Source organism: Brevibacterium pityocampae (assembly GCF_039541555.1).
Taxonomy (GTDB): domain Bacteria; phylum Actinomycetota; class Actinomycetes; order Actinomycetales; family Brevibacteriaceae; genus Brevibacterium; species Brevibacterium pityocampae.
Window position 1 is genome coordinate 50,027 of sequence record NZ_BAABGL010000006.1, and the last position, 26,143, is coordinate 76,169.

At 71.4% G+C, this 26,143-nt stretch carries 27 protein-coding genes; 8 read left to right on the top strand and 19 right to left on the bottom strand.

Annotated elements, in window-relative coordinates; all coding sequences use genetic code 11:
- Positions 1-38: 38 nt before the first annotated feature.
- Complete coding sequence (locus ABD883_RS06295; RefSeq protein ID WP_345030772.1) at positions 39-257, bottom strand: type II toxin-antitoxin system RelE/ParE family toxin; 219 nt, start codon at positions 255-257, stop codon at positions 39-41.
- Entirely contained in the window at positions 254-505 is a 252-nt protein-coding gene (locus ABD883_RS06300; RefSeq protein WP_345030773.1) for a ribbon-helix-helix domain-containing protein, read from the bottom strand. Before ABD883_RS06300 ends, ABD883_RS06295 begins: the two co-directional genes overlap by 4 nt.
- A gap of 260 nt (positions 506-765) precedes the next feature.
- On the opposite strand from ABD883_RS06300, the gene ABD883_RS06305 reads away from it, so the two are divergent.
- The gene (locus ABD883_RS06305) at positions 766-1,974 is read left to right on the top strand and encodes an MFS transporter (RefSeq protein ID WP_345030775.1); all 1,209 of its coding nucleotides are present in this window, start codon (positions 766-768) and stop codon (positions 1,972-1,974) included.
- A 3-nt stretch (positions 1,975-1,977) separates the two neighbouring features.
- Here ABD883_RS06305 and ABD883_RS06310 read toward each other — a convergent pair whose 3' ends face one another.
- Positions 1,978-2,664, bottom strand: a complete 687-nt coding sequence (locus ABD883_RS06310; RefSeq protein ID WP_265808671.1) for a nitroreductase — start codon at positions 2,662-2,664, stop codon at positions 1,978-1,980.
- A 252-nt stretch (positions 2,665-2,916) separates the two neighbouring features.
- Between ABD883_RS06310 and ABD883_RS06315 the strand changes: the two genes are divergently transcribed.
- Positions 2,917-3,690, top strand: coding sequence for a DUF899 domain-containing protein (locus ABD883_RS06315; protein ID WP_345030779.1), 774 nt, complete (start codon positions 2,917-2,919; stop codon positions 3,688-3,690).
- A gap of 45 nt (positions 3,691-3,735) precedes the next feature.
- Here the strand turns inward: ABD883_RS06315 and ABD883_RS06320 are convergent, their stop codons facing one another.
- Positions 3,736-4,257, bottom strand: coding sequence for a GNAT family N-acetyltransferase (locus ABD883_RS06320; protein WP_345030782.1), 522 nt, complete (start codon positions 4,255-4,257; stop codon positions 3,736-3,738).
- Positions 4,254-5,708 carry an FAD-dependent oxidoreductase gene (locus ABD883_RS06325; protein WP_345030784.1) on the bottom strand — a complete coding sequence of 485 codons (1,455 nt, stop codon included), beginning with the start codon at positions 5,706-5,708 and terminating at the stop codon, positions 4,254-4,256. The genes ABD883_RS06320 and ABD883_RS06325 overlap by 4 nt, the downstream gene beginning before the upstream one ends.
- Positions 5,709-5,880: 172 nt before the next feature.
- Between ABD883_RS06325 and ABD883_RS06330 the strand changes: the two genes are divergently transcribed.
- Both ABD883_RS06330 and ABD883_RS06335 read left to right on the top strand, forming a co-directional pair.
- A complete protein-coding gene (locus ABD883_RS06330) occupies positions 5,881-7,071 on the top strand; it encodes an MFS transporter (RefSeq protein WP_345030786.1) in 1,191 nt (396 codons plus the stop codon).
- 99 nt (positions 7,072-7,170) lie between these two features.
- Positions 7,171-7,938 carry a hypothetical protein gene (locus ABD883_RS06335; protein ID WP_345030788.1) on the top strand — a complete coding sequence of 256 codons (768 nt, stop codon included), beginning with the start codon at positions 7,171-7,173 and terminating at the stop codon, positions 7,936-7,938.
- 34 nt (positions 7,939-7,972) lie between these two features.
- On the opposite strand, the gene yidD is transcribed toward ABD883_RS06335, so the two are convergent.
- From yidD to ABD883_RS06375, 8 genes are all read right to left on the bottom strand, one after another.
- Positions 7,973-8,278 carry a membrane protein insertion efficiency factor YidD gene (gene yidD / locus ABD883_RS06340; protein WP_345030790.1) on the bottom strand — a complete coding sequence of 102 codons (306 nt, stop codon included), beginning with the start codon at positions 8,276-8,278 and terminating at the stop codon, positions 7,973-7,975.
- A gap of 99 nt (positions 8,279-8,377) precedes the next feature.
- Complete coding sequence (locus tag ABD883_RS06345; protein WP_137319544.1) at positions 8,378-8,797, bottom strand: phage holin family protein; 420 nt, start codon at positions 8,795-8,797, stop codon at positions 8,378-8,380.
- 60 nt (positions 8,798-8,857) lie between these two features.
- Complete coding sequence (locus ABD883_RS06350) at positions 8,858-9,208, bottom strand: DUF2200 domain-containing protein (protein WP_137319545.1); 351 nt, start codon at positions 9,206-9,208, stop codon at positions 8,858-8,860.
- Between the two features lie 208 nt (positions 9,209-9,416).
- Positions 9,417-10,169, bottom strand: coding sequence for an ABC transporter permease (locus ABD883_RS06355; RefSeq protein WP_345030793.1), 753 nt, complete (start codon positions 10,167-10,169; stop codon positions 9,417-9,419).
- 1 nt (position 10,170) lies between these two features.
- A complete protein-coding gene (locus tag ABD883_RS06360; RefSeq protein ID WP_345030795.1) occupies positions 10,171-10,917 on the bottom strand; it encodes an ABC transporter permease in 747 nt (248 codons plus the stop codon).
- The gene (locus tag ABD883_RS06365; RefSeq protein WP_345030798.1) at positions 10,917-11,822 is read right to left on the bottom strand and encodes an ABC transporter ATP-binding protein; all 906 of its coding nucleotides are present in this window, start codon (positions 11,820-11,822) and stop codon (positions 10,917-10,919) included. The genes ABD883_RS06360 and ABD883_RS06365 overlap by 1 nt, the downstream gene beginning before the upstream one ends.
- Positions 11,823-11,887: 65 nt before the next feature.
- Entirely contained in the window at positions 11,888-12,586 is a 699-nt protein-coding gene (locus ABD883_RS06370) for a response regulator (protein ID WP_345030801.1), read from the bottom strand.
- Positions 12,583-13,896, bottom strand: coding sequence for a sensor histidine kinase (locus ABD883_RS06375; RefSeq protein ID WP_345030804.1), 1,314 nt, complete (start codon positions 13,894-13,896; stop codon positions 12,583-12,585). Before ABD883_RS06375 ends, ABD883_RS06370 begins: the two co-directional genes overlap by 4 nt.
- 325 nt (positions 13,897-14,221) lie before the next feature.
- Here ABD883_RS06375 and ABD883_RS06380 point away from each other — a divergent pair, with 325 nt between their 5' ends.
- The 3 genes from ABD883_RS06380 to ABD883_RS06390 all read left to right on the top strand — a co-directional run bounded on the left by ABD883_RS06380 (position 14,222) and on the right by ABD883_RS06390 (position 18,347).
- The gene (locus ABD883_RS06380) at positions 14,222-15,097 is read left to right on the top strand and encodes an FUSC family protein (protein ID WP_345030807.1); all 876 of its coding nucleotides are present in this window, start codon (positions 14,222-14,224) and stop codon (positions 15,095-15,097) included.
- Between the two features lie 155 nt (positions 15,098-15,252).
- On the top strand, positions 15,253-15,867 hold the full coding sequence (locus ABD883_RS06385; protein ID WP_345031161.1) for a YitT family protein: 615 nt from the start codon (positions 15,253-15,255) through the stop codon (positions 15,865-15,867).
- An 86-nt stretch (positions 15,868-15,953) separates the two neighbouring features.
- Positions 15,954-18,347 (top strand): ATP-binding cassette domain-containing protein, encoded by a 2,394-nt coding sequence (locus ABD883_RS06390; protein ID WP_345030810.1) that lies wholly within the window; start codon positions 15,954-15,956, stop codon positions 18,345-18,347.
- A gap of 96 nt (positions 18,348-18,443) precedes the next feature.
- Here the strand turns inward: ABD883_RS06390 and ABD883_RS06395 are convergent, their stop codons facing one another.
- Positions 18,444-19,598, bottom strand: coding sequence for an amidohydrolase family protein (locus ABD883_RS06395; protein WP_345031164.1), 1,155 nt, complete (start codon positions 19,596-19,598; stop codon positions 18,444-18,446).
- Positions 19,599-19,830: 232 nt separating this feature from the next.
- On the opposite strand from ABD883_RS06395, the gene ABD883_RS06400 reads away from it, so the two are divergent.
- Positions 19,831-20,379 carry an NAD(P)H-dependent oxidoreductase gene (locus ABD883_RS06400; RefSeq protein ID WP_345030813.1) on the top strand — a complete coding sequence of 183 codons (549 nt, stop codon included), beginning with the start codon at positions 19,831-19,833 and terminating at the stop codon, positions 20,377-20,379.
- Between the two features lie 44 nt (positions 20,380-20,423).
- Here ABD883_RS06400 and panC read toward each other — a convergent pair whose 3' ends face one another.
- From panC to ABD883_RS06425, 5 genes are all read right to left on the bottom strand, one after another.
- Complete coding sequence (gene panC / locus ABD883_RS06405; protein WP_137319579.1) at positions 20,424-21,290, bottom strand: pantoate--beta-alanine ligase; 867 nt, start codon at positions 21,288-21,290, stop codon at positions 20,424-20,426.
- 40 nt (positions 21,291-21,330) lie between these two features.
- Entirely contained in the window at positions 21,331-21,753 is a 423-nt protein-coding gene (locus tag ABD883_RS06410) for an acyl-CoA thioesterase (protein WP_137319580.1), read from the bottom strand.
- 91 nt (positions 21,754-21,844) lie between these two features.
- On the bottom strand, positions 21,845-22,648 hold the full coding sequence (locus tag ABD883_RS06415) for a 2-keto-4-pentenoate hydratase (protein WP_137319581.1): 804 nt from the start codon (positions 22,646-22,648) through the stop codon (positions 21,845-21,847).
- Positions 22,649-22,720: 72 nt separating this feature from the next.
- The gene (locus ABD883_RS06420; RefSeq protein ID WP_137319582.1) at positions 22,721-24,340 is read right to left on the bottom strand and encodes a CYTH and CHAD domain-containing protein; all 1,620 of its coding nucleotides are present in this window, start codon (positions 24,338-24,340) and stop codon (positions 22,721-22,723) included.
- A gap of 85 nt (positions 24,341-24,425) precedes the next feature.
- Positions 24,426-26,087 (bottom strand): thiamine pyrophosphate-dependent enzyme, encoded by a 1,662-nt coding sequence (locus ABD883_RS06425; protein WP_137319583.1) that lies wholly within the window; start codon positions 26,085-26,087, stop codon positions 24,426-24,428.
- Positions 26,088-26,143 lie beyond the last annotated feature (56 nt).

The following is a 26,143-nucleotide window of genomic DNA, read 5'->3' on the forward strand; positions in this document are numbered from 1 at the left end:
GATGATTGCGACCACCTCTTCGAGCACGGCGAACGCGATCACCACTCGTCTTCTGTAGCCGATCGTGCGGAGCCCCGGTCTGATGTCATCGCGTTCGGAACCACGGAAGGGAAGTCTCCAAGCCCCTCGCAGAAGTCGACGATTGCATTGGTGAATCGCAATGCGGTGTCGGGTGAATCAGCATCGGCGATGTAGTCGTACAGGTCATCGAGCTGACTGAGCGAGTCGCGGCCGAAGACGACGCGGTAGTCGTTCACGTCTCGCGGGAGTGCCGAGATGCAAGGCGGGCTCGAACCTCATCCGGACTCGCGGCTTCGGCAGGTGATTCGACCGCGGAGTCGTAGGCGGCGGCGACCTCGTCCTGCAACCACCGTTCGATCGCAATATCGCGGGCGAACAGAGCACGCAACCCATCTCGGACGACTTCGCTCTCACTCGCGTACTCTCCCGAGCGGACCCGCTCGCGGAGGGCGTCGGCCATGTCGTTGGGGAGCGTGATGCTCAATTGACGGGTGGTCCGCATGATCGACCTCCGAACTCCGATGGGATTCCATCCTACTCAGGGCGAGGCCTGCAGGCGAGGCTCGTTCGAGAGGATTTCGACGGTGCCGCGGGCGACGCTCGAGGGTGAGCTGTGCCTCAGTGCTGCATCGACCGTAGGAACCGCGCGGAGGACGCTCCGTGGGTAGGATCGGAACCGGCCGCGACGACGAGGCACCTTCCGCTGCGAGGGGCTCTCCGGTCGGGGCGGAGAGGAGAGCACGCATGCGCAGGTCGTCCGACGGATCCGCCCCGCCCCGGCTCGGACGGACGGGCTACTTCTGGGCGGCAGCCTCTGTCCTCGCACTCGGCCTGTGGTCCTCCGGGTCGCCGAGCGTCCTCTACCCGATCTACGCGGACCGGTGGGACCTCGCGCCGGTCGTCGTGACGTCGGTGTTCGCCACCTACCAGCTCTCGCTCATGGTCGTGCTGCCGTTGTTCGGCAATCTGTCCGACCTCTACGGCAGACGACGGGTGATGATCGTCGGCATCGCTCTGATCGGGCTCTCAGCACTCGTCTTCGCGCTCGCCCCGAACGTGGTGTTCCTCTACGCCGGGCGCGTCCTCCAGGGTGCGGGAACCGGGCTCACGGTGGGCGCAGCCACTGCGGCGCTGACGGAGAACAACCCCACTGCGAATCCGCGCTTCGCGAGCACCACCGCCACCGTCGCGACCGCCACCGGTCTCGCCTGCGCCCTGGTCCTCAGCGGTGTGCTCGCCGAGCATTTCCCGCTGCCGCTGGTGTGGAGCTACATCGTTCTCCTCGGCCTTGCTGCAGTGTCGATCATCGCGCTCGTGCTCAGCCCGGACGACCGGCCCGCCGCCCGGGCGAGGTGGCGCCCGCAGGCCCCGTATGTGCCGGCGGGGATGCGCCTCGGGTTCCTCATCGCGACCCTGTCCGCGGCGCTCGCGTACTGCGTCGGAGCGCTCTTCCTCTCCCTCGGCGCGACGATGATCGACCAGTTCACGAGCACCGACAACACCGCAGTCGTCGGCGGTCTGCTGGGAGCGTCGGCCGCCTGCATCGGACTCACCGGGCTGTTCCTCGGACGTGCGCGCGCCGGCGCGCTCGTCGCCGCCGGAGCGCTGGCCACCGTACTCAGCGTCGGACTCATGGCCGTGGCGAGCGCATTCGAGTCCCTGCCGCTGTTCTTCGCCTGGTGCATCGTCGGCGGCATCGCCTACTCGCTGGCATTCACCGGCGGGCTCGGCGTCATCAACCGGATCGCTCCGGATGAGCACCGCGGTGCCGTGCTCTCCCTGCTCTACCTCGTCGCCTACACCCTCCAGGCGGTGGCCGTGCTCGGTGTCGGGGTGCTCGCGACCGCCGGCTCGCTCGGCGCGGCAGTGGGTATCGCCGCCGTCGTACTCGCCGTCGTCTGCGTCACCGTGCTCGCGCTCCTCCTCGTCGATCGGCGGGCAGGAGCAGCCTGAGGGTCAGTTCGCAGGTTCGTCGAAGCCGACGAACACCGCCGCCTCGTCCACCGACTTGCGGGCGGACACGACGCTGTTCGCCGGGAAGGACTCGTCCGGGTGGCCGATGGCGATCGCGATCATGATGACCTGGTCCTCGGCGATGCCGGCGTGCTCCCGCACGACGGGGGACTGCATGATGCCCTGCGAGTTGACGCAGCAGCCGAGGCCCCGGGACCACGCCGCGTTGACGAGCGCGGTGGCGACCGCTCCGCAGTCGAACACCGGCACGTCCCCGCCGTGGAGGTCCCGGTCGTAGGTGACGATGATGCAGGCCGGGGCGTCGAACTGCCGGAAGCCGCGCAGCACCCAGTCCTGGCGCGCCGGTTTGTCCTCGCGTGCGATGCCCATTGCGGCGAAGAGCTGCTTGGCGACGCCGATCTGTCGCTCCCGGTGCTTGCCCTGGTACGGGTCGGAGCCGCGGAACTCCCGCGACTCCGGGATGCCGGCGAGGTTGCGCTCGACGTTGCCGGCGCGGATCCGCTCGAGGGGCTCGCCGGTGATGACGTAGAAGTTCCACGGCTGGCTGTTGAGTGAGGACGGCGACCGGATCGCCAGGCCGATGATCTCCTCGATCACGGCCCGTGACACGGGTTCGTCGGTGAACCCGCGGATCGTCCGGCGTCCGAGCACCACCTCGTCGTAGGTCATAGGGAGGGGCTGCAGGGTGCGCTCCGCACTCCTCGGTGCTGTTCTCGGTGAGACGACTGTGTCCATCCCTCATCACTATCACATCGCCGGCAGGATCATCCGCCGCCGGTCCCCGTCGAGGTGGTCGAGCCGGTCGACGGCCGCGAGCTCGGCATCGCGGCGGAGGCCCAATCGCTGTGATCGTCGATGGTGTAGGACTGCACCATGCACATCACGGGACCACGGCCACGATCCGCACGACGGGTTCGGCCGATGAGCGCCGCCGAAGAGTGGCCGCCGATCGTCGACCGCGCCGTCTGGGACGACGCACGCGCCGTGCTGCTGCAGCAGGAGAAGGCGCTCACCCGGATGAAGGACGCGATCAGCGCCGCCCGGCGCCGGATGCCCATGGTCGAGGTGCGCTCCGATTACCGTTTCCACGGCCCGGACGGCACCGTGACGCTGCTCGACCTGTTCGACGGGCACCCGCAGCTCATCGTCCAGCACTTCATGTTCGGACCCGACTGGCAGGAGGGGTGCGACGGGTGCTCGATGATGGCCGAGCACATCGGGCCGCTCTCCCACCTCCACGCTCGCCGGACCGCATTCGTGCTCAGCTCGCGCGCTCCGCTCGAGCGCCTGCACGCCTTCCGCGAGCGCATGGGCTGGGACCTGCCGTGGTACTCGACCGAGGGCGACGCCTTCAACATCGACTTCGGGGCGACCGTCGACGGCGCAGAGCAGCAGGCGATCAGCGTGTTCCTGCGCCGCGGCGACCGCGTGTTCCACACCTGGTCGACCTACGCCCGCGGTGAGGAGCCCTTCATGATGGTGTTCGACCTCCTCGACCTCACCCCCTTCGGGCGGCAGGAGGAGTGGGAGAGCTCGCCGCCCGGGGTGCCGCAGGAGCCGACGTACTCGTGGATGCGGCTCAGCGACAGCTACGACCGCACCGGACAGCCCTGCACCTGCCACGACTCGGATCCCCCGGGGACCGCGGAGGAGACGATCGGCGCGGAGGACGGGCCTGCACCTCGGCCCTCATGACCACTCGGCCCTCATTGCCTCCCGGTCCTCATGGTCTGCTGATCCTCACGGCCGTCGGCGCTCGACGATGACGGTGTCGCGCCACTGCCCGGCCTGCGGACCGTAGGTCATGAGCGCGATCCGCTCCCGGCGGCCCACGACCCGGAACCCGGCGCGCGCGTGGAGCCGGACGCTCGCGGTGTTCTCCGGGAACAGCGAGCCCTGGATCGTCCAGACGCCGTGCGCGTCGGCGACCCGGATGAACTCGGCCAGCAGCCGTGCGCCGAGGCCGCGGCCGAACTCCTCGGGGTGGACGTACACCGAATGCTCGACGACGCCCCGGTACACCGCGCGGGCCGACACCGGCGTGGCGGCCGCCCAGCCGCGCACCCGCTCGTCGTCATCGACGGCGACGAGGCGCAGCGCGGGGATCCGGCGCTCCGCGAACTCCTCCCAGCTCGCCGGGGGTGCGGAATCGAAGGTCGCCTGCCCGGTCGCGATCCCGGCCCGGTAGATCTCCTCCACCGCCGGCCAGTCCGCCTCCGTCATCACGCGGAAGCGCACCCCCGGGCCCGAGGCGCCGCTCATGCGTGCGACCGCTGTCCGCTGCGCCCGTGCGCGGTGCCCGTGGGGATGCCGAGCGACACCGGGGCCGCCGGTGGGCAGCACGCGCTCACCGGCGGGCAGCACACGGAGTCGGCATCCGTGCCGCTGTCGCCGGAGTCGGCGCAGTCGGGGGTGTCGCAGCCGCCCTCGTCTCCGTCCACGGAGCCGAGGTCGGTCGAGCACACCCCGGTCTCCGGCAGCACGAGCTCGACGCGCTCGGCGGCCTCCCGGTCGCCGGCGAGCGCGGCCGCGATCGAGCGCACCTGCTCGTAGCCGGCGGCCATGAGGAACGTCGGTGCCCGGCCGTAGGACTTCATCCCGACGATGTAGAAGTCCGGATCCGGGTGGGCGAGGAGCGCCGCCCCGTGCGGGGGCACGGTCCCGCAGCTGTGGAACTCGGGATCGATGAGCGGTCCGAGCTCCCGCGGCGCCTCGACGACGGGATCGAGGTCGAGGCGGACCTCGCGCAGCATGCTCAGGTCCGGCCGGAACCCGGTTGTCGGCACCACCCGGTCCACGGTGAGCGCGACAGGCCCGGCCGGGGTGTCGGCATGGACGGTCACGCCGACGTCCGATTCGAGCCCGGTGACGGTGAACCCGGTGTGGAGCTCGATCGCGCCGTCCTCCATCAGGGCGCGCAGCCGTGAGCCGAGCGCACCGCGGGCCGGCAGGCCGTCCCGGTCCTCGCCGCCGTAGACCGGTTCGGGGCTCGCGGACCGGATCGCCCAGCCGATGCGGGTATGCGGCGCCTCGGCGCGGAGCTCGGCGAGGGCGAGCAGGGTGTTCGCCGCCGAATGCCCGGCGCCGACGACGAGGACGCGGCGGTCGGCGAACTCCGCCCGATCCCGGCCGGTGACGTCCGGCAGGGGAGAGGTGACGAGCCCGGCGGCGCGGGCTGCCGCCTCGCCGGGGGCGGGGAGCCCCGCCTGCCCGAGCGGGTTCGGGGTGTGCCACGTGCCCGAGGCGTCGATCACCGCACGCACGCGGTGATCGGTGACCGCGCCCTGCGCGTCGGCGACCCGGACGAGGAACGGGGTGGTCTCGCGCTCGTGGCTGCGGGTCCGATCCATGCCCTCGCGGCTGACCGCGACGACCCGGGTACTCGTGCGGATCCGTCCGCTGAGCTCCGGGGTCGCGGCGAGCGGCGCGAGGTAGTCGGCGACGAGCTCCGCCCCGGTGGGCAGGCGGTCGAGGTCGGGCTCCGTCCAGCCGGTCGATTCAAGGAGTGCGCGGGCGGCGGGGTCGATGTCGTACCGCCATGGGGAGAAGAGGCGGATGTGGCCCCAGGCGCTCACCGCGGATGCCGGTTCAGGGCCCGCCTCGAACACGATCGGCTCGAGCCCGCGGGCCAGCAGGTGCGCCGCCGCGGCGAGACCGACCGGGCCGGCTCCGATCACGGCGACGGGCAGTGTGGACGGGTCGGCTGCGGGCACGGGCGTCTCCTCGGTTCGGGGTGCGCACGGTGGTCGCCGCACGCGGCTCAATCGACAGCCATCGCACATCGATGGCTGTCGATGTACAGCCAAGCATGTCGTATCGACAGATGTCGATCTATGGGCATAATGGGGGAGTGACCACAGCGATGAGACCTGCCGGACCTGTTCGATGACCGACCGACCCCGGGGTGGGATGACGGCCCTGTGCCTGGCCCAGATCACCAGTTGGGGACTGCTCTTCTACTCGCTGCCCGTCGCCGTCGTCCCGGTCTCCGCGGACACCGGGTGGAGCCACACGACGGTCACCGCCGCACTCGCCGCAGGCCTCCTCGTGTCCGCGGTGCTCGGCGTCCGGGTGGGCCGGCTCCTCGACGTCCGCGGGCCGCGTGCGCTGATGACCACCGGCTCCGTCATCGGGGTGCTCGCCCTGCTGCTCGTCGCCTGGTCGCCGAACCTGCCGATGTTCTTCGCCGCCTGGCTGCTCGCCGGCTTCGCGCAGTCCGCGGTGCTCTACCCGCCCGCGTTCGCCGTCATCACCCGCTGGTACGGGCCCTGGAGGGTCGGTCCGCTCACCACTCTCACGCTCGTCGGCGGTTTCGCCTCGACGGTGTTCGCCCCGCTCGTCGCCTTCCTCGTCGAGGTGTTCGGGTGGCGCGGGAGCTACCTCGTCATGGCGGTCATCCTCGCGCTCGTCACCATCCCGCTGCACGCGCTGTTCCTCAACGGTCCGTGGTCCGACGGCGCCCCTGTCCGGGCCACCACCGCTGCGACGGCGGAGATCCGGCAGGTCACCCGCTCCGCCCGGTTCCGGATCCTGCAGATCACCATGGCGGTGGCGACCTTCACCCTCTTCGCGGTGACGATCAACATCATCCCGATGTTCCTCGAGCGCGGGATGAGCTACGAGATGGCGGCCCTGTCGCTCGGCCTCGTCGGCGCCGGGCAGGTCATCGGCCGCATCGGGTACCCGCAGTTCGCCCGCGCCACCACACCTCGGATGAGGACGGTCACGGTGTTCATCGCCGGCGCCGCAGCACTCTGGGTGCTGGCGCTGCTCCCGCAGCCGTACTGGCTGCTCGTGGCGGTCGCGATCCTCGCCGGAGGAGTGCGCGGGTGCCACACACTGCTCCAGGCGACTGCGGTGTCGGACCGCTGGGGGACGAAGAACTTCGGCGCGATCAACGGCGCTTTCGTCGCACCGATGACCGCCGTCGGAGCGGTCGCCCTGGTTGCCGGGCCGGGTCTGGCCGAGCTGCTCGGCGGCTACCCGGCGATGGCGGTCATCATGGCCGCACTGCTGACCGGGGCCGCGCTCGTGGCGATGAGGGAGCCGCAGCCGAGGCCGGCGCCTCACCCCTGATGGACGGGCGGGGCCACGTGCACGGCGAATCCACGGGCCGGAGCGGGGTCAGCGCCGGCCGGTGAGGCCCGGATCCTGGCCCTCGCATACCATCGATGCGTGCCGAATCCTCCAGAATCCGCCGCCCGTCCCGTCGACCACGACGACGGGCCGCCCGCCGACAGCCGCTACCAGAAGCTCGACAGCGCAGCGGTCCGTGATTCGACGGCTCGCCTGCAGCGGAGGATCAGGAGTCGGTTCCCCGACCGGGGTCTGTGGGAGGTGTGCAGCGAGCTCCTCGGCCTCGTCGACGAGGTCATCGAGGGCGGCGGGATCAGCCGCCGCCGGGTCGGCCTCGCTCGGCTGCTCTCGCGCGTCGCGATCATCACCGTCATCGTCGTCTTCGGCGGCGCGATCGTGCTCGCCGGCGTCGACGTCTGGGCGGGAGCCGATGCCCTGGGACCGATCGACCTGCTGCCGCTGCTCGAGACCGCGGTGAACAACCTCGTGTTCGCCGGCATCGCGATCTTCTTCCTCGTCGCAGTCCCGGAGCGCATGGAGCGTGCGCGGGTGCTGCGCCTCGTCCACCGTCTGCGCTCGCTCGCCCACGTCATCGACATGCACCAGCTCACCAAGGTGCCCGAGCGGCTCGAACGCGGCCGGCGTGAGGACGATGGTCTCGATCTGACGCGCGAGCAGCTCGCCCACTACTTCGACTACTGCACGGAGATGCTCTCCCTCGTCGGCAAGGCGGCCGCGCTGTTCGCCGAGGACACCACCGATGGCGAGGTGCTCGATGCGGTCGAGGGCATCGAGACGCTGACGTCCGACATGGCGCGCAAGGTGTGGCAGAAGATCACGGTGCTCCAGTCCCAGAGCGGTACCTGACGGATCTCCGTCGCAGCAGGTGAGAGCGGGGGGCTCAGAACCGGAAGGGGATGGGGATCCCGCCCAGGCAGCACACGCCCTGCACATTGCCGCCGCCGGCCTTGAGCGAGGTCGCGGCGCGGGAGCAGCGGGCGAACTGGGACATCGAGGGGCGGATCCCGCCGATCACTCCGCGTTCGGCGATGATCGAGCGGATCACGGCCGAGCAGGAGCGCTCGGCGCCGGCGACGAGGGAGGCGCAGGTGAATCCCTTGCGCGGCGAGATGTGCCGCTGGTACATGCGGATGGCGCGGTCGGCGCCGAAGCGCGGGGCACGGGTGATCGGGCGTGTGTTCGACATGCTCCGACAGTAGACCCGATGGCGCGCCGGGTACAGGGTGACCTGCCGGAAACCGGGGCCGACCGGCCCGGTGGTGCACCACGGACCTGCGGCCGGGGTTCAGTCCTCGCGGCTGCGTTCGGCCCGGCGGTCGGGCATGACCCAGCCGAGGACCGCGGACACGATCGCGACGATGATCGCGGCGAACAGTGCGGTGAGGAACCCGTCGAAGCTCAGCGTGATCGGGGTGAACTGCGAGGCCCATGCGGTGAGGAGCAGCATGAGCGCATTGATGACGACGGCGAACAGGCCGAGTGTCAGGCAGGTCAGGGGGAGTGCGACGAGTTCGACGAGCGGCCGGACGAGTGCATTCACCACCCCGAACAGAGCACCGATGACGAGGTACGCCACGACGGTCGAGCCGGTGTCCCCGAGCGAGGCGGCGAAGGCGTCGCTCCCGGCGATCTCCATCCCGGGCAGGAACCAGACCGCGGCGGCGAGCGCCAGGGCATTGACGATGATGCGCAGGATGAGGTTCATGGTGCGTCCTCCTGGAACTGTCGGAACGGTGGCCGCGGCCAGCGGTGCGGTGGGATCCGGTCACCCCCGCAGGATCGACTCCATCTTCTTGCCCCGGCCCACCTCGTCGACGAGCTTGTCCATGTAGCGGATCTTCTGCATGAGAGGGTCCTCGATCTCCTCGACCCGCACCCCGCAGACGACGCCGGTGATGAGCTCGGCGTTGGGGTTGAGCTCCGGCGCCTCGGCGAAGAAGGTCGCGAGGTCCGTGTCGTTCTCGATGACGCGCTCGAGGTCTGCCTCGGAGTACCCCGTGAGCCAGGTGATGACGGTGTCGACCTCGGCCTTGCCGCGGCCCTTCTTCTCCGCCTTGGTGACGTAGTGCGGGTAGATGCTCGCGAAGCTCGTGGTGAAGATGCGGTGCCCGGCCATGGTGCGCCTCCTGGAGTGATGGATCGATCGACGTCTCGACGCCATTGTCCCACCGGCGAGGCGATCCCGGCCCGGCTCACGAGGTGAACCCGAGCCCCAGCCGGTCGAGCGTGCGCAGCATGAGGTTCCGGTGCCCGTCGTTGCGGTCGGCCCGGTCCATCGCCCAGCAGGTCGCGTTGATCCCCGCCGAGGCGTTCGTCCAACGCCTTCACCCCCGCACCTCGCGGCGGGCGAGGAGTGCGGCGCTCCCGGCGATCGCCGCTGCGGTGAGGAGCACCGTGCACGCGAGGATCGCGGCGACGTCGCCGAACCCGATCGTGCCGGGGTCGGCGAAGGTGCCGGTGCCCAGCTGGGTGGTGCGGGCGATGAGCGCATGGGGGAGCACCGCGATCAGCGCACCGACGTCGGTGAGCAGGAGCACCACGGAGACCCCCGAGGCGACGAGCGCGCAGGCCACGGGCGCGGCGAAGGACGGCAGCAGGATCGACAGGCCCGACTGCACGGCGGCCACCGGGATGCTCGCGGCGATGATGAGCAGGCTGATCGCCAGGTACTCACCGGGCAGCAGCCCCGGCAGGCCGAACACGAACCTCCCGAACACCGTGAGCACCCCGAGGAGCACGAGCTGCATGGCCGCGGCGGCTGTCGCGATGACCGCGGTCTTCGCCACCGCGATCCGCAGCGCCGAGGTCGGGCCGCTGAGCAGGGCGTTCCAGTTGCCCTCCTGCCTCTCGGGCCGCCACACGAGGGAGGCGATGATCGCGATGCCGAGCGGCAGCGGCGCCATCCCATGGACGACGACGGAGCGCAGCCACATCGTGTGCCAGCCATCGGCGGGGGCCTGACCCGAGGCCAGGGTGTTCGCGACCCCGGAGAGGACCATGGCGGTCGGGAGCAGGAGCACGACGACCCAGCTCAGGGAACGGGAGAGTTTGAGGAATTCGGCGCGGACGGCATTCATGTCAGTCCTCCTTGAGGTCGAGGAGTCCGGTGGTGAGGACGAAGAGCAGGGAGCCCACCACGGCGAGCGCGGCGACGCTCGGGAAGGCCGGGGTGAGGAGTTCGGGGGCGTCGCCGACGAATGCGGCCCCCGTCGCCAGGGCATAGTAGCCCCACGGCGACAGGTGGGCGAGCAGCGGTGGGAAGCCGCTGGCGAACACCGCGATGAGCGTGCCGACCACCCCGATGCCGAGCGTGACGAGCTGATTGTCCACCACGGTGGCGAGCACGACGTGCAGGGCGAGGACGACGAGGCTGACGGTGACCGCCAGCAGAGTGTAGAGCGCCCATGCGGCCACGGGCAGCGGGGCGGTGATCCCCACCGCGAGCCCGAACCCCGCGACGAGCAGGCTGCTGAGCACGGTCGCCCCGGCCACCCAGATCGCGGTGGCGGCGAACTTCGTCCGGCACAGCCGGCCGGTGGTGACGCCTGCGGTGCGCGCGAGCAGCCAGCCGTTCGCCCGGTGCTCGATGTCGACCTGGCGACTGGCGAGCACGGCGATGGTGAGCGGCGAGCCGACCGGCACGGCGAGCGAGAGTCCGGCGAGCAGGCCGGCCCATGCCTCGGGGGCGGCGGGGCTGAACTCCGGGGAGCTCGCCGCGCTCATGATGCTCAGCCCGGAGACGGCGCAGACGAGCGCCGCGGCGCTGAGCCCCATGCGGAGCCGGCGCATCTTGGAGAACTCGAGTCGCAGGAGTCGTGCGCTCATCACAGACCACCTCCGGCGGTGACGTCCATGAAGACGTCCTCGAGCGTCTGTTCGTCGCGCCGCACGCCGTAGATGTCGATCCCCGCACCGGCGAGCTCGCTGACGAGCCGGGCGGTCGCCGGTTCGTCGATGCCGGTGAGGCGCAGGGTGCGGCCGTGCGTGCCGCGGAGCAGCTCGGGCCGGATGAGGGAGGCGGTGCGCTGCGGGTCCGCGGTGTCGATCAGCAGGTCCGGGGTCGAGGCGGCGAACAGCTGCTCCCGGGTGCCCTGGAACACGAGCCGCCCGCCGCTGAGGATGCCGAGCACGGTGGCGATGCGGTCGATCTCGCCGAGCAGGTGGCAGGACACCATGACGGTGACCCCGGATTCGGCGAGGCTGCGCAGCAGCGCGCGGATCTCCTCGATCCCGGCGGGGTCGAAGCCGTTCGTCGGCTCGTCGAGGATGAGGATCCGCGGCTGCCGAGCGAGCGCCATTGCGATCCCGAGGCGCTGCTTCATGCCGAGCGAGAACTCGCGCACCTTCTTGTCGAGCTGCTTTTCCAGCCGCACGGTGCCCACCGCCGCATCGATCTGCGCGTCGTCGAGCCCGAGCAGCCGCTGGATCAGGCGCATGTTCTCCGTTCCGGTGAGGTGCCCGTAGCCCGGTGGCGATTCGATGAGGGAGCCGATCCCGCCGAGGAGCTCCCGCCGGGTGCTGCGGTTCATCGGCCGGCCCATGATCGTCACCTCGCCGCGGGTGGGGCGGACGAGGGAGAGGAGCATCTTCATCGTCGTCGACTTCCCGGCCCCGTTCGGGCCGAGGAACCCGTAGACGCATCCGGTGGGGACGCGCAGCTCGAGGTCCTGGACGACCGGGCGGGTGCCGTAGGTCTTGGTCAGTCCGTGGGTGCTGATGATCGTGTCCATGCCTCCACCCTCGCGAGGATCGGACGCCGCGTCGTCAGCCGCGGGACATCACCTGCGCCTATGCCTCAGGTGGTATGCGCGTCCCCGGGGTCCTCCGGGCCGGGCCGCAGGAGCCAGGATTCGTAGGCGAGCACGACGGCCTGCACCCGATCGCGGAGGTCGAGCTTGGTCAGTATCCGACCGACGTGGATCTTCACCGTCCCCTCGGCGAGGACGAGGCGCTGGGCGATCTCCGCGTTCGAGTGCCCGCGGGCCACCTCGAGCAGGACTTCCCGCTCCCGCGGGGTGAGGAGCTCGAGGCGCGGGTCGGGCAGCCGCGGTGCGCCGTCAGCGGCGCCGCCGGGGGCGAGCACGTGGTCGAGGAGGCGGCGCGTGGTGCTCGGGGCGACGATCGCCTCCCCGGCGTGGACGTGGCCGATCGCTTGCGCGATCTCCTCGAGCGGGGCGTCCTTGAGGAGGAAGCCGCCGGCCCCGGCGCGCAGCGCGTCGTAGGCGTACTCGTCGAGGTCGAAGGTGGTGAGGACGAGAACCTGCGGGACGTCCGCCTGCTCGCGGATCCGCCGGGTGGCCGCGACCCCGTCGAGGCGCGGCATCCGGATGTCCATGAGCACGACATCGGCGGCGACGGACTCGAGCAGGGCGAGCGCCTCCTCGCCGTCGCCGGCCTCGCCGACGACGGTGATCTCCGGCCGGGACTCGAGCATCATCCGCAGGCCGGTGCGGATCATCTCCTGGTCGTCGACGAGCACCACGCGGATCGTCATGTGCGCTCTCCTTCCGTTCGGGTGTCGGTCGGCAGCTCGGCGGCGACCTCGAAACCGCCGCCGGGGCGCGGTCCGGCGTGCACGATCCCGCCCGAGGCCGCCACCCGCTCCCGGATGCCACGCAGTCCGAACCCGTTGCCCGCCGCCGAGGTGCCCGCTGTCGAGGTGCCCGCCGGCGCGGATGCCGGTGCGGCGGTCGTCGGCGCCGTCGCGGGGCCCTGTCCGTCGTCGGCGATCCGGACCCGGACCGACCCGGGGTCGGTGCGCACCGCGACCTCGACACGGCCGACCTCGGGCCCGGCGTGCCTGCGGGTGTTGGTGAGGGCCTCAGGCACGATCCGGTAGACGGTCGCCTCGAGCCCGGTGGACAGTGCTGCGTGGTCCCCGTCGACGGTGAGCTGAACCGGCAGGCCGGCGGCCCGGGATTCCGCGACGAGCTCCGGCAGCCGGTCGATTCCGGGCTGCGGGTCGTGGGGGCCGGTCTCCGGGCTGCGGAGGACGCCGAGCATGGTGCGCATGTCGGCGAGCGCGCTGCGCCCGGTGTCGCGCACCCGCAGCATCGCCTCGCGGGCGCGCTCGGGGGCGGTGTCGACGGTGGCGGCCGCCCCCTCGGACATGACGACGACGACGCTGAGGCTGTGGGAGACGATGTCGTGCATCTCGCGGGCGATCCGGGCGCGCTCCTCGGCCGCCGCGGCCTCCGCGAGCGCGTGCTGCTCGCGTTCGAGCCGCAGGGCGCGTGCCCCGAGCTCGTCGAGGTGGGCACGGCGGATCCGCACGAGGGTGCCCCAGGTCCACACCCAGGCGATGACGACGCAGAGGAGGCCGACCTCGCCGGGGTTGAGGTGCTCGTCGCCGAGCCGCGGCAGGGTTGTGGCGAGCAGCCAGGTCAGCAGTGCGGCGGCGCCCGGCACGGACACCGGCGGGCGGTACAACGCAGCGAGGGAGTACAGGGCGGGCAGGGCCAGCACGTCGATGGGGAGCAGCGGGGCGCCGAGGAGCGCGTGGGCGCTCATCGCGATAACCATCACGGCGAGGGCGGCGACCGGGTGCCGGCGCCGGAACGGCAGCGCGGCGCCGATGGCCGCGGCGAGGAGGACGTGGACGAGGAGCATGATCGGCGGCTGGCCCACGGCGGCCGCCGGCAGCAGCGGCAGGGTGTAGACGACGGCGACGACCGCGACCGCGATGTCGATCGGGATGCGGAACCGGGCGAGCGGCGCGGGCCGCGCCTCGGCAGGGTCCGGTGCCGGAGCGGCGGGGGTGCCGTCGCCCGCGGGGGCGGGGGAGTCGGGGGCCGGACGTGCCATCGAGTGGCACTCTACCGAACCGGAGGGAGCATACTGGAACCCGTGAAGCACGACGACGAGCAGCGGCCGAGCACGGAGGAGACCTCCTTCCTCCGTGCACTCGTGACGTTCCGCCCGCCGCTCATGTCATTGCGGACCACCTTGCTCCTGGTGAGCCCCGTGTGGTTCGGGTTCATCGTGTTCACCGCGCTCGGCCGACCGCTCGAGGGGCTGCTCGTGGCGCTCGGGGCGTACATCGTGCTCTTCGGCGGGGGCAGCCGCTGCACGCCGGCTGCGCGCGTACCTCATCGCCGCCCTCGGGCTCCTGGGCTCCGTCGCTCTCGGCATGGCGGCAGCCGGGTCCGCGCTCCTCACCTGGCTTGCCTACCTCGGGTCCGCGGTGCTCGCCGTCCTCGTCACCCGGCGGGTCGATCCCGGACCGCCGGGCCCGTACTTCTTCGTCCTCAAGGTCGGCGGCGGCACCCTGCTCGGCGGGGTGGGCCTCGGCATCCCGCTCACCCTCCTGTTCCTCGCGCTCGGCTCCGCCCTCGCGCTGCTCATGGGCGGCATCGACGCACTCCTCGACCGGCGTACCGCGGACGCGCAGCCGGAGCCGGCCGGGGAGCCGGGACCGGAGACGGTCGGGAATGCGGACAGGGCTGCCGGCGATGCGGACGAGGAGGAGACCGACGACGTCGATGCGCCGCGGGACGATGCCGGTGCCGGGCCGGATCGCGGGTCGACCCGGCTCACGTTCATGCGGATCGCGATCGCGCTGAGCGCCACGCTCGGCATCAGTGCCCTGCGCGGGGATGCGCACCCGTTCTGGAGAGTGCTCGTCGTCGTCCTCGTACTCTCCTACCCGGGCGATTCCCGGCAGCTCACCGTGCGCGCCGTGTCCCGCATCCTCGGCACGCTCGCCGGCCTGCTCCTGTTCCTGCCGGTCGCCGACCTCCACCTCGGCAGCGCTGGCTACGTCGCCGTGCTGTGCATCCTCCTGTGGTGCGTGGCCCGCTGGACCGCCCGCAACTACCTGCTCGGCAGCGTCCTCATCACCCTGCTCGCCCTGTTCATGTCGGTGCCGCTGACCCCGGACGAATCACCCCTGCAGCTCACGCTGGCGCGCGGCATCGACACCGTGATCGCCGGGATCGTGTCCCTCGCGGTGCTGCGGCTCGTCCGCCTGCGGCCCGTGGACGACGGAATCGGAAGGACCCCATGACGCACCCCGCACCCGAACCCCACCGCGAGCCCGAGGCGACCCCGCACCGGGATGCCGCTCCGGGCACGGGACCGGCTCCCGCCCCGGACCCGGCTCCCACCTCGGCTCCGGGTCCTGCAGCGGACCCGGAGCCCTCGGCACCGCCGCTCGGTGCTATGAACGGGGTCGACCAGGCCCTCCAGAAGCACTCGTGGATCGAGGACGTGTGGGGGATGCTCACCGGCACCTTCCTCGCCTCGCTCGGCCTCTACCTGCTGCGTGAGGCGCTCGCCGTCACCGGCGGCACCGCCGGCCTCGGACTGCTGTTGAGCTACGCCTCGGACATCCCGGTCGCGGTGATGTTCCCGCTGGTCAACATCCCGTTCTTCGCCCTCGCGCTGTGGAAGAAGGGATGGAGCTTCACGCTCCGCACGATCATCGCCGTGCTCCTCGTCTCCGCCCTCACGCTCCTCCACCCGGTCATGCTCGCCGGCGTCGACGTCGACCCCGTCTACGGCACGTTCACCGGCAACCTGCTCGCCGGGGTCGGGCTCCTCATCCTGTTCCGTCACCGTTCAAGCCTGGGCGGCATCAACATCCTCGCCCTGCTCGTCCAGGAGCGCCTGGGCTGGAGTGCGGGCTACGTGCAGATGGGCATCGATGTCCTCATCATCGTCGCCGCCCTGACGGTGAGCCCCTGGCCGTCGGTGCTGCTGTCGGCCGCCGGCGCCGTCGTCCTCAACCTCATCCTCGCCCTCAACCACCGGCCGGGCCGCTACACCGGGTATTAGGAGCCCGCGCCGGGGTCGCGGACGGGGGAGTACACTTCCCACGGTCGCATCCGTCGGCCGCATCCGCCTTCGCTGGGAGACACCTCATGACCGAATCCGAGACCTCCGCCCCGACGGCCGGCGACTCCGCGCCCGCGGCCGACGCCCACGAGCGCATCCGGGTCCACGGCGCGCGCGAGAACAACCTCAAGGACATCAGCGTCGACCTCCCCAAGCGGCGGCTCACGGTGTTCACCGGGGTGTCCGGGTCCGGCAAGAGCTCGCTCGTGTTCGGCACGGTCGCCGCGGAGTCCCAGCGGCTCATCAACGAGACCTACAGCGCATTCGTCCAGGGCTTCATGCCGAGCCTCGCCCGCCCGGACGTCGACCGGCTCGAAGGCCTCACCACCGCGATCCTCGTCGACCAGGAGCGGATGGGTGCGAACTCGCGGTCCACCGTGGGCACCGCGACGGATGCCTACGCGCTCCTGCGGATCATCTACAGCCGGCTCGGCACCCCGCACATCGGCTCCCCGCAGGCCTTCTCCTTCAACGTCGCCTCGGTCAGCGGCGCCGGCGCCGTGACCCTGGACAAGGGCGGCCGGACCGTCAAGGAGAAGCGGACGTTCAGCATCACCGGGGGCATGTGCCCGCGCTGCGAGGGGATGGGCCGGGTCGAGGACTTCGACCTCAGCGAGCTCTACGACGCGGAGAGGTCGCTCAACGAGGGCGCGCTCTCCGTGCCCGGCTACAGCATGGACGGCTGGTACGGCCGGATCTTCCGCGCCTGCGGGTTCTTCGACCCGGACACGCCCATCAAGAAGTTCACCAAGCGCCAGCTCGACGACCTCCTCTACAAGGAGCCGACGAAGATCAAGGTCGAGGGCATCAACCTCACCTACACCGGGGTCATCCCGCAGATCCAGAAGTCCTTCCTGTCCAAGGACGTCGACGCGATGCAGCCGCACATCCGCGCCTTCGTCGAACGCGTCATCACCTTCTCCCGCTGCCCGGAGTGCGACGGCACCCGGCTGAGCGAGGCCGCCCGGTCCTCGACGATCAGGGGAATCCACATCGGACAGGCCGCCGCGATGCAGATCACCGACCTCGCCGCCTGGGTCGCCGAGCTCGACGAGCCCTCGGTCGCCCCGCTCCTCGCCGGCCTGCGCGAGCTCCTCGACTCCTTCGTCGAGATCGGGCTCGGCTACCTCTCGCTCGACCGGCCGGCGGGAACGCTGTCGGGCGGCGAGGCGCAGCGCACCAAGATGATCCGCCACCTCGGCTCCTCGCTCACCGACATCACCTACGTGTTCGACGAGCCGAGCGCCGGCCTCCACCCGCACGACATCGACCGCATGAACGGCTTGCTGCGCCGCCTGCGCGACAAGGGCAACACCGTCCTCGTCGTCGAGCACAAGCCGGAGATGATCCAGATCGCCGACCACGTCGTCGACCTCGGGCCCGGTGCCGGCGCGGTCGGCGGGGAGATCTGCTACGAGGGGCCGCTGTCCGGCCTGCGCGACAGCGGCACGCTCACCGCCCGCCACCTCGACGACCGCGCCCGCCTCAAGGAGACGGTGCGGGAGTCGAGAGAGGTGATCGAGATCCGCGGGGCGGTCGACAACAACCTGCGCGACGTCGACGTCGACGTGCCGCTCGGCGTGCTCACCGTCGTCACCGGGGTCGCCGGTTCGGGGAAGAGCTCGCTCATCCACGGCCAGATCGCCGACCGCGACGACGTCGTCGTCATCGACCAGTCCGGCATCCGCGGCTCCCGGCGGAGCAATCCGGCGACCTACACCGGGCTGCTCGACCCGATCCGCAAGGCCTTCGCCAAGGCCAATGGGGTCAAGCCCGGGCTGTTCAGCGCGAACTCCGACGGCGCGTGCCCCAACTGCAAGGGTGCCGGGGTGATCTACACCGACCTCGGCGTCATGGCCGGGGTGTCGACGACGTGCGAGGTGTGCGAGGGCCGGCGGTTCGAGGCCTCCGTGCTCGAGCACCGCCTGGGCGGGAGGTCGATCGCCGAGGTCCTCGCGATGTCCGTCGAGGAGGCCTTGGCATTCTTCCGCGAGGGCGAGGCCCGCCTGCCGGCGGCCCATAGGATCCTCGTGCGCCTCGCCGAGGTGGGCCTGGGCTATCTGACGATCGGCCAGCCGCTCACCACCCTGTCCGGCGGAGAGCGGCAGCGGCTCAAGCTCGCCACCCGGATGGGGGAGAAGGGCGGGATCTACGTCCTCGACGAGCCGACCACCGGGCTCCACCTCGCCGATGTCGACCAGCTGCTCGGCCTGCTCGACACGCTCGTCGACGCCGGGAAGTCGGTCATCGTCATCGAGCATCACCAGGCGGTCATGGCGCACGCCGACTGGATCATCGACCTCGGGCCCGGGGCGGGCTCCGAGGGCGGCCGGGTGGTGTTCGAGGGGACGCCGGCCGCGCTCGTCGCCGACGCCTCGACGCTCACGGGGAAGCACCTGAAGGAATACATCGCCGGCTGACCGGGGACCGGGCGAGCACCCCGCGCCGCCTGCAGATGCCCGCGATTCCTGCACAGATTCCGCGGGCGGCTGCAGGAATCGCGGGCCTTTCGCGGGTCAGTCCAGCGTGCTGCGCAGCACCCGACCGCCGCCGACGACGAGCCTGCGCTCGGGCAGCCGGACGAGGGCGTCCATCGGGTTCTCGGCGTCGACGAGCACGAGGTCGGCGCGCGCCCCGGCCGTGAGGTCGTGGTCCGCGCGGCCGACCGCCCAGGCGCCGTCGCTCGTCGCGGTGCGCACCACGTCGAGCAGGTCCTCGTCGCGCACCAGGCCGCTGCCGCGTGCGTACTGCCAGGCGATGCCGAGCGTGTCGCCCGTCCCGTAGGGGCTCCATAGGTCGCGGATGCCGTCGGTGCCGAGGGTGAGCCGGACCCCGTGCTCGCGCAGCGCGTGCAGGGGCAGCTGGGCGGCGCCGAGGCGCGGCGGGGCGACGGTCGACATCGTCACCCCGAGCCCGCCCATCCGCGCGAGCAGGTCCCGCTGCCCGGCGGCGTCGATCTGCGCGACGGCGAAGCCGTGGGCGATGTTCACCGGCGAGGAGAGCTCCCAGCGCTCCATCCGGTCGAGCAGCAGCTCGATCTGGAACACGCCGAGCTCGGCCGGGTCGTGGAGGTGGATGTCGATGCCGACCCCGGTGTCGCGGGCGATGTCGACGAGCGCATCGATCTGCCCCACGGGATCGTGGTCGATACCGGCGGGGTCGAGGCCGCCGATGTGCTCGACGCCGGATTCGGCGGCTTGCCGCAGCAGGTCGACGACACCGGGCCGGCGGAGCACACCGTCCTGCGGGAACGCGACGATCTCCACCGCGAGCGCACCGTCGTAGGCGGCGACGGCCTCGCGCACCGCCTCGATGCCGGACAGCCCGATCCCGAGGTCGACGTCGACGTGGGAGCGGATCGCGGTCGTGCCGTCGCCCACCATGGCGTCGAGCACCCGGGAGCTCAGCGCGGCGCTGGGGATGCCGAGCTCGTCGCGGCGGGCCCGCTCGTGGCGGATCCGGCCGTCCGTGCCGGGCTCGCCGCCGTAGGACTGCCAGGGCAGGCCGAGCCAGGACTTGTCGACGTGGGCGTGCCCGTTGACGATGCCCTGCAGCGCGAGCAGGCCGCGCCCGTCGATGACCTCGGCGGCGCTCTCGGTGCGCGAACCGGCATCCGTGCCGTGGGGGCCGGTGTCGGCGAATCCGGTGAAGGTGTCGCCGTCGATCGTGATGTCCTGGGCCGGGCCGCCCTAGGGGCGGACGTTCGTGATGATGATGCTCATGGTCTCAGCATCGCATGTATACGACGGCAGATGACGGGCGGTGACGCCGTGCGACCGGCGGGCGGTCCGCGCAGCGGTGACGTCCCTAGTGTGGGCATCGTCGTCGGGGTCCGGCCCGGTGCGCTCGCAGTGCGGTGCGCCGGGCAGGGCCGCGGACCGCCCACCGGAAAGGACCTCGCCCATGGCCAGCGTCGTCGTGATCAACGGCAGCCCCTCGAACCCGTCCACCACCGAACGCCTCCTCACCGAGGTCGCCCACCGGATGCGCGGGCACGGTCACCTCACCTCGCTCATCAACGTCCGCGATCTGCCGGCCGCGGCCCTCATCACCGCGGACCTCGGTGATCCGGGCATCGTCGCGGGGATTGCCGAGGTCGTCGCCGCCGATGCCCTGGTCGTCGCCTCGCCGGTCTACAAGGCGAGCTACTCCGGGCTGCTCAAGACCTTCGTCGACCTGCTGCCGCCGAACTGCCTCGCCGGCACCCCGGTGCTCCCGTTCGTCACCGGCGGGTCCGTGGGCCACGTCCTCGCTCTCGACCAGGGGCTCAAGCCGCTGCTCGCCGCGCTCGGTGCGACGACCATCGCGCGCGGCCGGTTCGTCGAATCCGCGCACATCGGGCCGGCCGGGCTCAGCGAGCCGGCGGCGGCGAAGGTCGCCGGGACGGTGGACGACTTCGCGCTCGACATCGGTCTGCACGCCCGGCCTCGCCTGTCTGCGGTCGGTGCCTGAGACTCCCGCGCGATCATGGGGCGCCGCAGATCCCGCTCCGCGGCTCAGTGCGCCGGGAGCTCGATGTTGTCGATGAGCCGGACGCTGCCGACGTAGGCGGCGATGAGTGCGAGCGCCGGCAGCGACTCGGTGGGCAGCAGGGTGCCCGGATCGACGACTTCGAGGTAGTCGAGGATGACGTCGGGGGCCTCCCGCACCTGTCGGCGCAGCCCCGACAGATCCCAGTCCGCACCGTGCGCCGCCCGGTCGAGGAGCTCGAACAGGGCCGACGACAGGGCCGTCGCGGCCCGGCGGTGTTCCTCGGTGAGGAGGAGGTTCCGGCTGGAGAGCGCGAGCCCGGATTCCTCCCGCTGCGTGGGCACCGGCACGATCGTCACCGGGAAGTCGAGGTCGGCGACCATGCGGGAGACGATCATGAGCTGCTGGGCGTCCTTCTGCCCGAAGTATGCCTTGAGCCGCGCCGGGCCCTCGGGATCGAAGATGTTGAAGAGCTTGGAGACGACCGTGGCGACCCCGTCGAAGTGACCGGGCCGGGAGGCGCCCTCGAGGATCTGACCCATGTGGCCGCTCGTCACCCGCACGATGGGGGAGTCGGGGTGGTTCGGGTACATCTCCTCGACCTCGGGTGCGAGGACGAGGTCGACCCCCTCGGCCTCGCACAGCGCCATGTCCGCATCGAGGTCGCGCGGATAGAGCTCGAGGTCGAGCGGCGACTCGAACTGGAGCGGGTTGACGAACAGGGAGGCGCAGACGACGGGGTTGTCCGCCCGGGCCGCGCGCATGAGCGCGGCATGCCCCTGGTGGAGGGCGCCCATCGTCGGCACGAGCCCGACGGAGTGGGCTTCGCGCTCCGCGACGAGGCGGGTGAGCGCATTACGGAGCTCAGCGATGGTGCGGGTGAGGACGGTCATCGTGACCTCCGGGTCGGGGTGCGGCCGCGCCGCTGAGGGGTCAGTCCTCCGGGGCGAGCAGTGCGGAGAAGTACTCGCGCATCGCGTCGTCGAACGGCTGCGACTTGCGGGTCGAGGTGTTGATCTGCACGATCACGGACTCACCTGCGGCGCACAGGCGACCGTCGTTGAACAGCGCCTGCTCGACGACGAGCGAGCTGCCGCCGATCCGCTTGACCCGGGAGCCGACCTCGACGGTGCCCGGCCAGTGCGTCTCCTGCAGGTACTTGATGGTGATCTGTGCGATGACGAACTCGGCATCGTCATGGGCCGAGACCTCGTGGGCGCGGCTGATGAACTCGACCCGGCCGGTCTCGAAGAACGTCGCATAGACGGCGTTGTTGATGTGGCCCTGCTTGTCGGTGTCCGCGTACCGGAGCTTGTCGTGGGTGCGGATGGGGAAGTCGTCGATCGTGTCGGTCATTCTCTCATCGTGCCATGTGAGCCCGATCACGGGAACCGCAGGACCGAGTGGTGGACAGCCGGCGGCCCCGCCGGCCGCTGCGGACGCCGCGTCAGGCGGTGTTCAGGCTCACCGTGCCGAGGGATCCGAAGTCGGCGTGCACCCGTGTCCCGGGCACGAGCGGGATCGGCGCGGAGAGGACCCCGGTGGTCACGACCTGCCCGGCGTGCAGGGTGATCCCGTGGGTGGAGAGCTCGCCCACGAGCCAGGTGAGCGAGCCGAGCGGGCCGTCGAGGACGTTGCCGCCGCGACCGGTCGAGTGCGCACTCGTGCCATCCGCCAGCGTGACGGTGATCGTGACCTCGAGCTCGGTGAGGTCGTCGTCGAGCCGCGCGGGCGGCGCGGCGGGACCGAGCACGAACTCCGCGGCGCAGGCGCTGTCGGCGGTGAGCTCGGCGATGCCGACATCGGTGAAGCGCGACAGTCGGGTGTCGGGAAGCTCGATGGCCGGGTGGACCGAGGCGAGGGCAGCGCGCACCTCGGGCTGCGAGTACGGGTCATCGCGGGGGACGAGATCGCGGGCGAGGGTGAAGGCGCACTCGACCTCGGCCAGGGGCATCACCCGGGGGCCCAATTGCAGGGTGCCGCCGTCGGGGATGATCCCGTCGGCGAGCATGCGGCCGGCGATCGGCGCGTCGACGTCGAGGTGGGCCTGCCCGGCCGCGCTCGTCGCCGCGATCTTCCAGCCGTGGACCGGGCTGCCGGCGAGCGTCGCGACACGGGTGGCGATCGCGTGGCCCTCGCCCCGGGACAGCGGGGTGAGGCTGCCGGGCAGGCGCTCGAGCGGTGTACGCGTGCGGCGCGCCTCGGCGAGGACGGCGGCGGCCTGCTGGATCTGGGCGGGGGAGAGGTCCATGGCCTCAGCCTAGCTCCGGGCGCCGCCCCGCAGGTCGGCAACCGGTCCCCGTGCTCGCTCCGGTCCCGGACCTCAGGCCTGCTCGGTGCTCGCCGCGGAATGGAGCCGGGACAGCAGCTTCGTCGTCTTCTTCAGCGCCTTCGTCTGCACCGCGATCTCAGCGCCGTAGAGCAGCCCGTACCCGAACGTCGGCTCGCCCTTCTTCTCCGCCCGGCGAGCGGTGCTGCGGACATGGTCCTGGAACATCACCGAGTCGCGATGGGTGCCGAGCGCGGTCTGGAGCTTCTTCGCCACCGCCATCTTCTCCGCGAGGTCGTCCCCGAGGTCGATCGCAGCGGCATCGGTGACTGCGGACACGGCGTAGCGCAGCCGCTTGGCCTCCTTGCGCACCTCGTGGAGCTCCTCGATGCGGGTGGCCTCGTCGGCTTCGTGCTCGGCGGTCTCCGCGTGGGCGAGCAGGCTGTCGACCTGGGCCGTGGCGAGCGGGGCGAGGGCGGCCGCAGCATCCCTGCGCTGCTCGGCGCCGAGGTCGGGGTGCAGCGGGACCGCACGGGCGCAGCGGTCGATGATGTCGAGCTGCTCGGCGTACCAGGGGCTGCGCATCGCGGCGAGGAGCCTCCGGTGCGCGCGCCGGTACTCCCGGACCTGGGAGTCGCGGAGCCGGCGCACGGTCCTCTTGGGGATGAGTGCGGCGGTGAGGCCCTCCGCCCCGCCCGGGAGCGCGGCGATCCGCTCACCGACCTGGTCGCGGAGCACCTCGGCGTCGCGTGCGGCCGACAGCAGCCGGCCGAGGCGGCGCAGCGCCCGGTTGACCTCCTTCCGCGCCTCCGGTTCGAGCAGGGGACGGTAGATCTGGAGGAGCGAGCGCAGGGTGCGGGCGGACACCCGGAATTGGTGGACGGCGTCGTCGGCGCTGCGCCTGACGAGCGGATCCCAGGACTTGAGACGGCGCACCTGGGTGCGGACCGTGCGGGTGAGGACGGTGGCGAGGTCGGTGCCCTCACCGGCGCCCTCCGGGCTCAGCGGGTCCGCCGGACGGCCGAGGACCTTCTCGAGCTTGGAGCCCGCATGCGAGCGCTGCGCCCCCGCATCGAGGAGCGTCGACTCCACCGCATCGAGGAAGCCCGGGACGGATTCCATCCCGCCCACGAGGGTCGGGTTGACGACCTCGACCTCCCATTCGCGCCAGTGGCGCACCCGGGAGTCGGTGCGCGATCCCGCCGCCATCGCCGCGACCTGGTCGTCGCACACCTCGGCCACGGTGCGGCCCCGGGCATCCATGAGGTCGACGACGGAGCGCAGCGTATTCATGCTGAGCACCGGCACGAGCGCGCGCCCGCGCACGTGCACCGCGACGAGGTCGGCGATCTCCTCCGGCACGCGGTACGGCACGGACTCGGCCGGTCCGTCCCCGGTCCGCTCGGACGAGGCGAGCGGCACCTGCATCTCGATCCGGTGCGCGCCCGAGGGGATCTTCACGTGCCAGCCGGCGTCCTCCCCGCCGGCCCTCCGGCGCAGGATCACACCGTTGGCGGCGAGCACCCGGTCGCGGGTGTCGAAGTACACCGCCTCGAGCGCCACCGGCGGGCGGTAGCCCACGCGGGAGACCCCAGCGGCGCCGTGCAGTCGCGGCAGCGAGGTCTGGCCGGTGATGTCGTACTTGCGCTCGATCTCGAGGAAGGTCCCGCTCATGCTCCCATTATGGGCGCTCGGGGCAACCTCGCACAGGGTGGAGGGCTCCGGGGGCGTGCCGGGAGGGACCGCGGGCCGGGAGACCTCAGTACGCCTTGACGCGCTGCTCGACGATGATGTGGATGAGCGCGAACTCGCCGTCGGCGATCGCGGCGAGCGCGGTGTCGACGGCCGCCGGCACCTCGGAGTCGCGCTCGACGCGCACGCCCACGCCGCCGTAGGCCTCGGCGAGCTTGGCGAAGTCGGGGTTCGCCAGCTGCGTGCCGGACACCCGGTCCGGGTAGTCCCGCTCCTGGTGGGTGCGGATGGTGCCGTACTCCTGGTTGTCCATGACGATGACGAGCGGATTCGCGCCGTACTGCTTGGCGGTCGCGAGCTCCTGGCCGTTCATGAGGAACTCGCCGTCGCCGGCGATCGAGATGATCTGGCGGCCGGGGTGGTTGAGCGAGGCGGCGACCGCGGCGGGCACCGAGTAGCCCATCGAGCCGTTGCGGGCGGAGATCATCGAGGCGTAGCCGTTGGTGGGGAAGTAGCGGTGGGCCCAGTTCGTGTGCTCGCCGGCGCCGAAGGTCACCATCGCGTCCTCGTCGAGACGGGGGACGAGGTTCGCCATGAGCGTCGCCATCTTCGCCTGCCCGTCGCCGGGCTCCGCCGTGGGGAGCGCGGCGAAGTCGTTCTGCCGTTCGCGCAGCTCGTTCGTCCACTGCCGCCAGGCGTCGCGCACCGGCAGGTCCATGCGCACGAGGTCGCGGATGAAGACGTCGGGCTTGGCGACGATCTGATGGCTCACCGGGCCGGACCGTCCGCGCAGGGCGGGGTCGATGGTGACGAGGAAGTTGCTCTTCTCCCAGTTCTGGCGCGCGGTGAAGCCGTCGGTGATGACGTCGCCGGGCACGGTGCCGACGAACACGAGGAGGTCGGAGTCCTCGAGCACGCTGCGGGTGTGGTGCGGCCGGCCGTAGCCCAGCGGGCCGACGTAGCTCGGCGAGGTGAACGGCACGGTGCCCTCGCAGCGCCATTCCGCGGCGGCCGGCAGGTTGTGCGACTCGAGCCAGGCGGTGAACTCCTCGGCGGCGGGGTGCGTCCAGTCGTTGCCGCCGAACACGAACAGCGGGCGCTCGGCGTCGAGCAGCGCGGACTTGAGCGCCTTCCAGTCGGTGACGGTCATGCCGCCCTCCGCGATCGGGATCCGCGGGTGGAGGACGCCGTCGTTGCCCATCTTGATGATGTCCTCGGGGAGGCCGACGACCACGGGGCCGGGCCGGCCGGAGGCGGCGGCGAACATCGCCTCGGCGACGATCTCCGAGGCGCGCTCGGCGTGGTCGAGGATCATCACGCGCTTGGCGCCGCTGTCGAACCAGGCCTTCGGATCGAACTCCTGGAAGGCCTCCTTCTCACGGTGCTCGAAGGGGATGAGGCCGACGAACAGCACCATCGCGGTGGAATCCTGCCAGGCGGTGTGGAGGCCTACGTGGGCGTTCGCAGCTCCGGGTCCGCGGGTGACCATCGCGATGCCGGGCACCGGGTTCATCTTGCCGTCGGCCTCGGCCATGTAGGCGGCGCCGCCCTCGTGGCGGCAGACCACCGTCTCGATATCCGAGTCGTGGAGCCCGTCGAGCACGTCGAGGTAGCTCTCGCCCGGCACCACGTACACGCGCTCGACCCCGTGCTGCGCCAAGGACTTGACGATCATGTGCCCGGCCGAGACCGAGTTCGGGACACCTTCGATATCGCGTACCGTTGTCATGGTTCCTCTTCGCTCCACTCCGTCGTGACGCTGCCGCGCACTCCCTGCCGGGACCC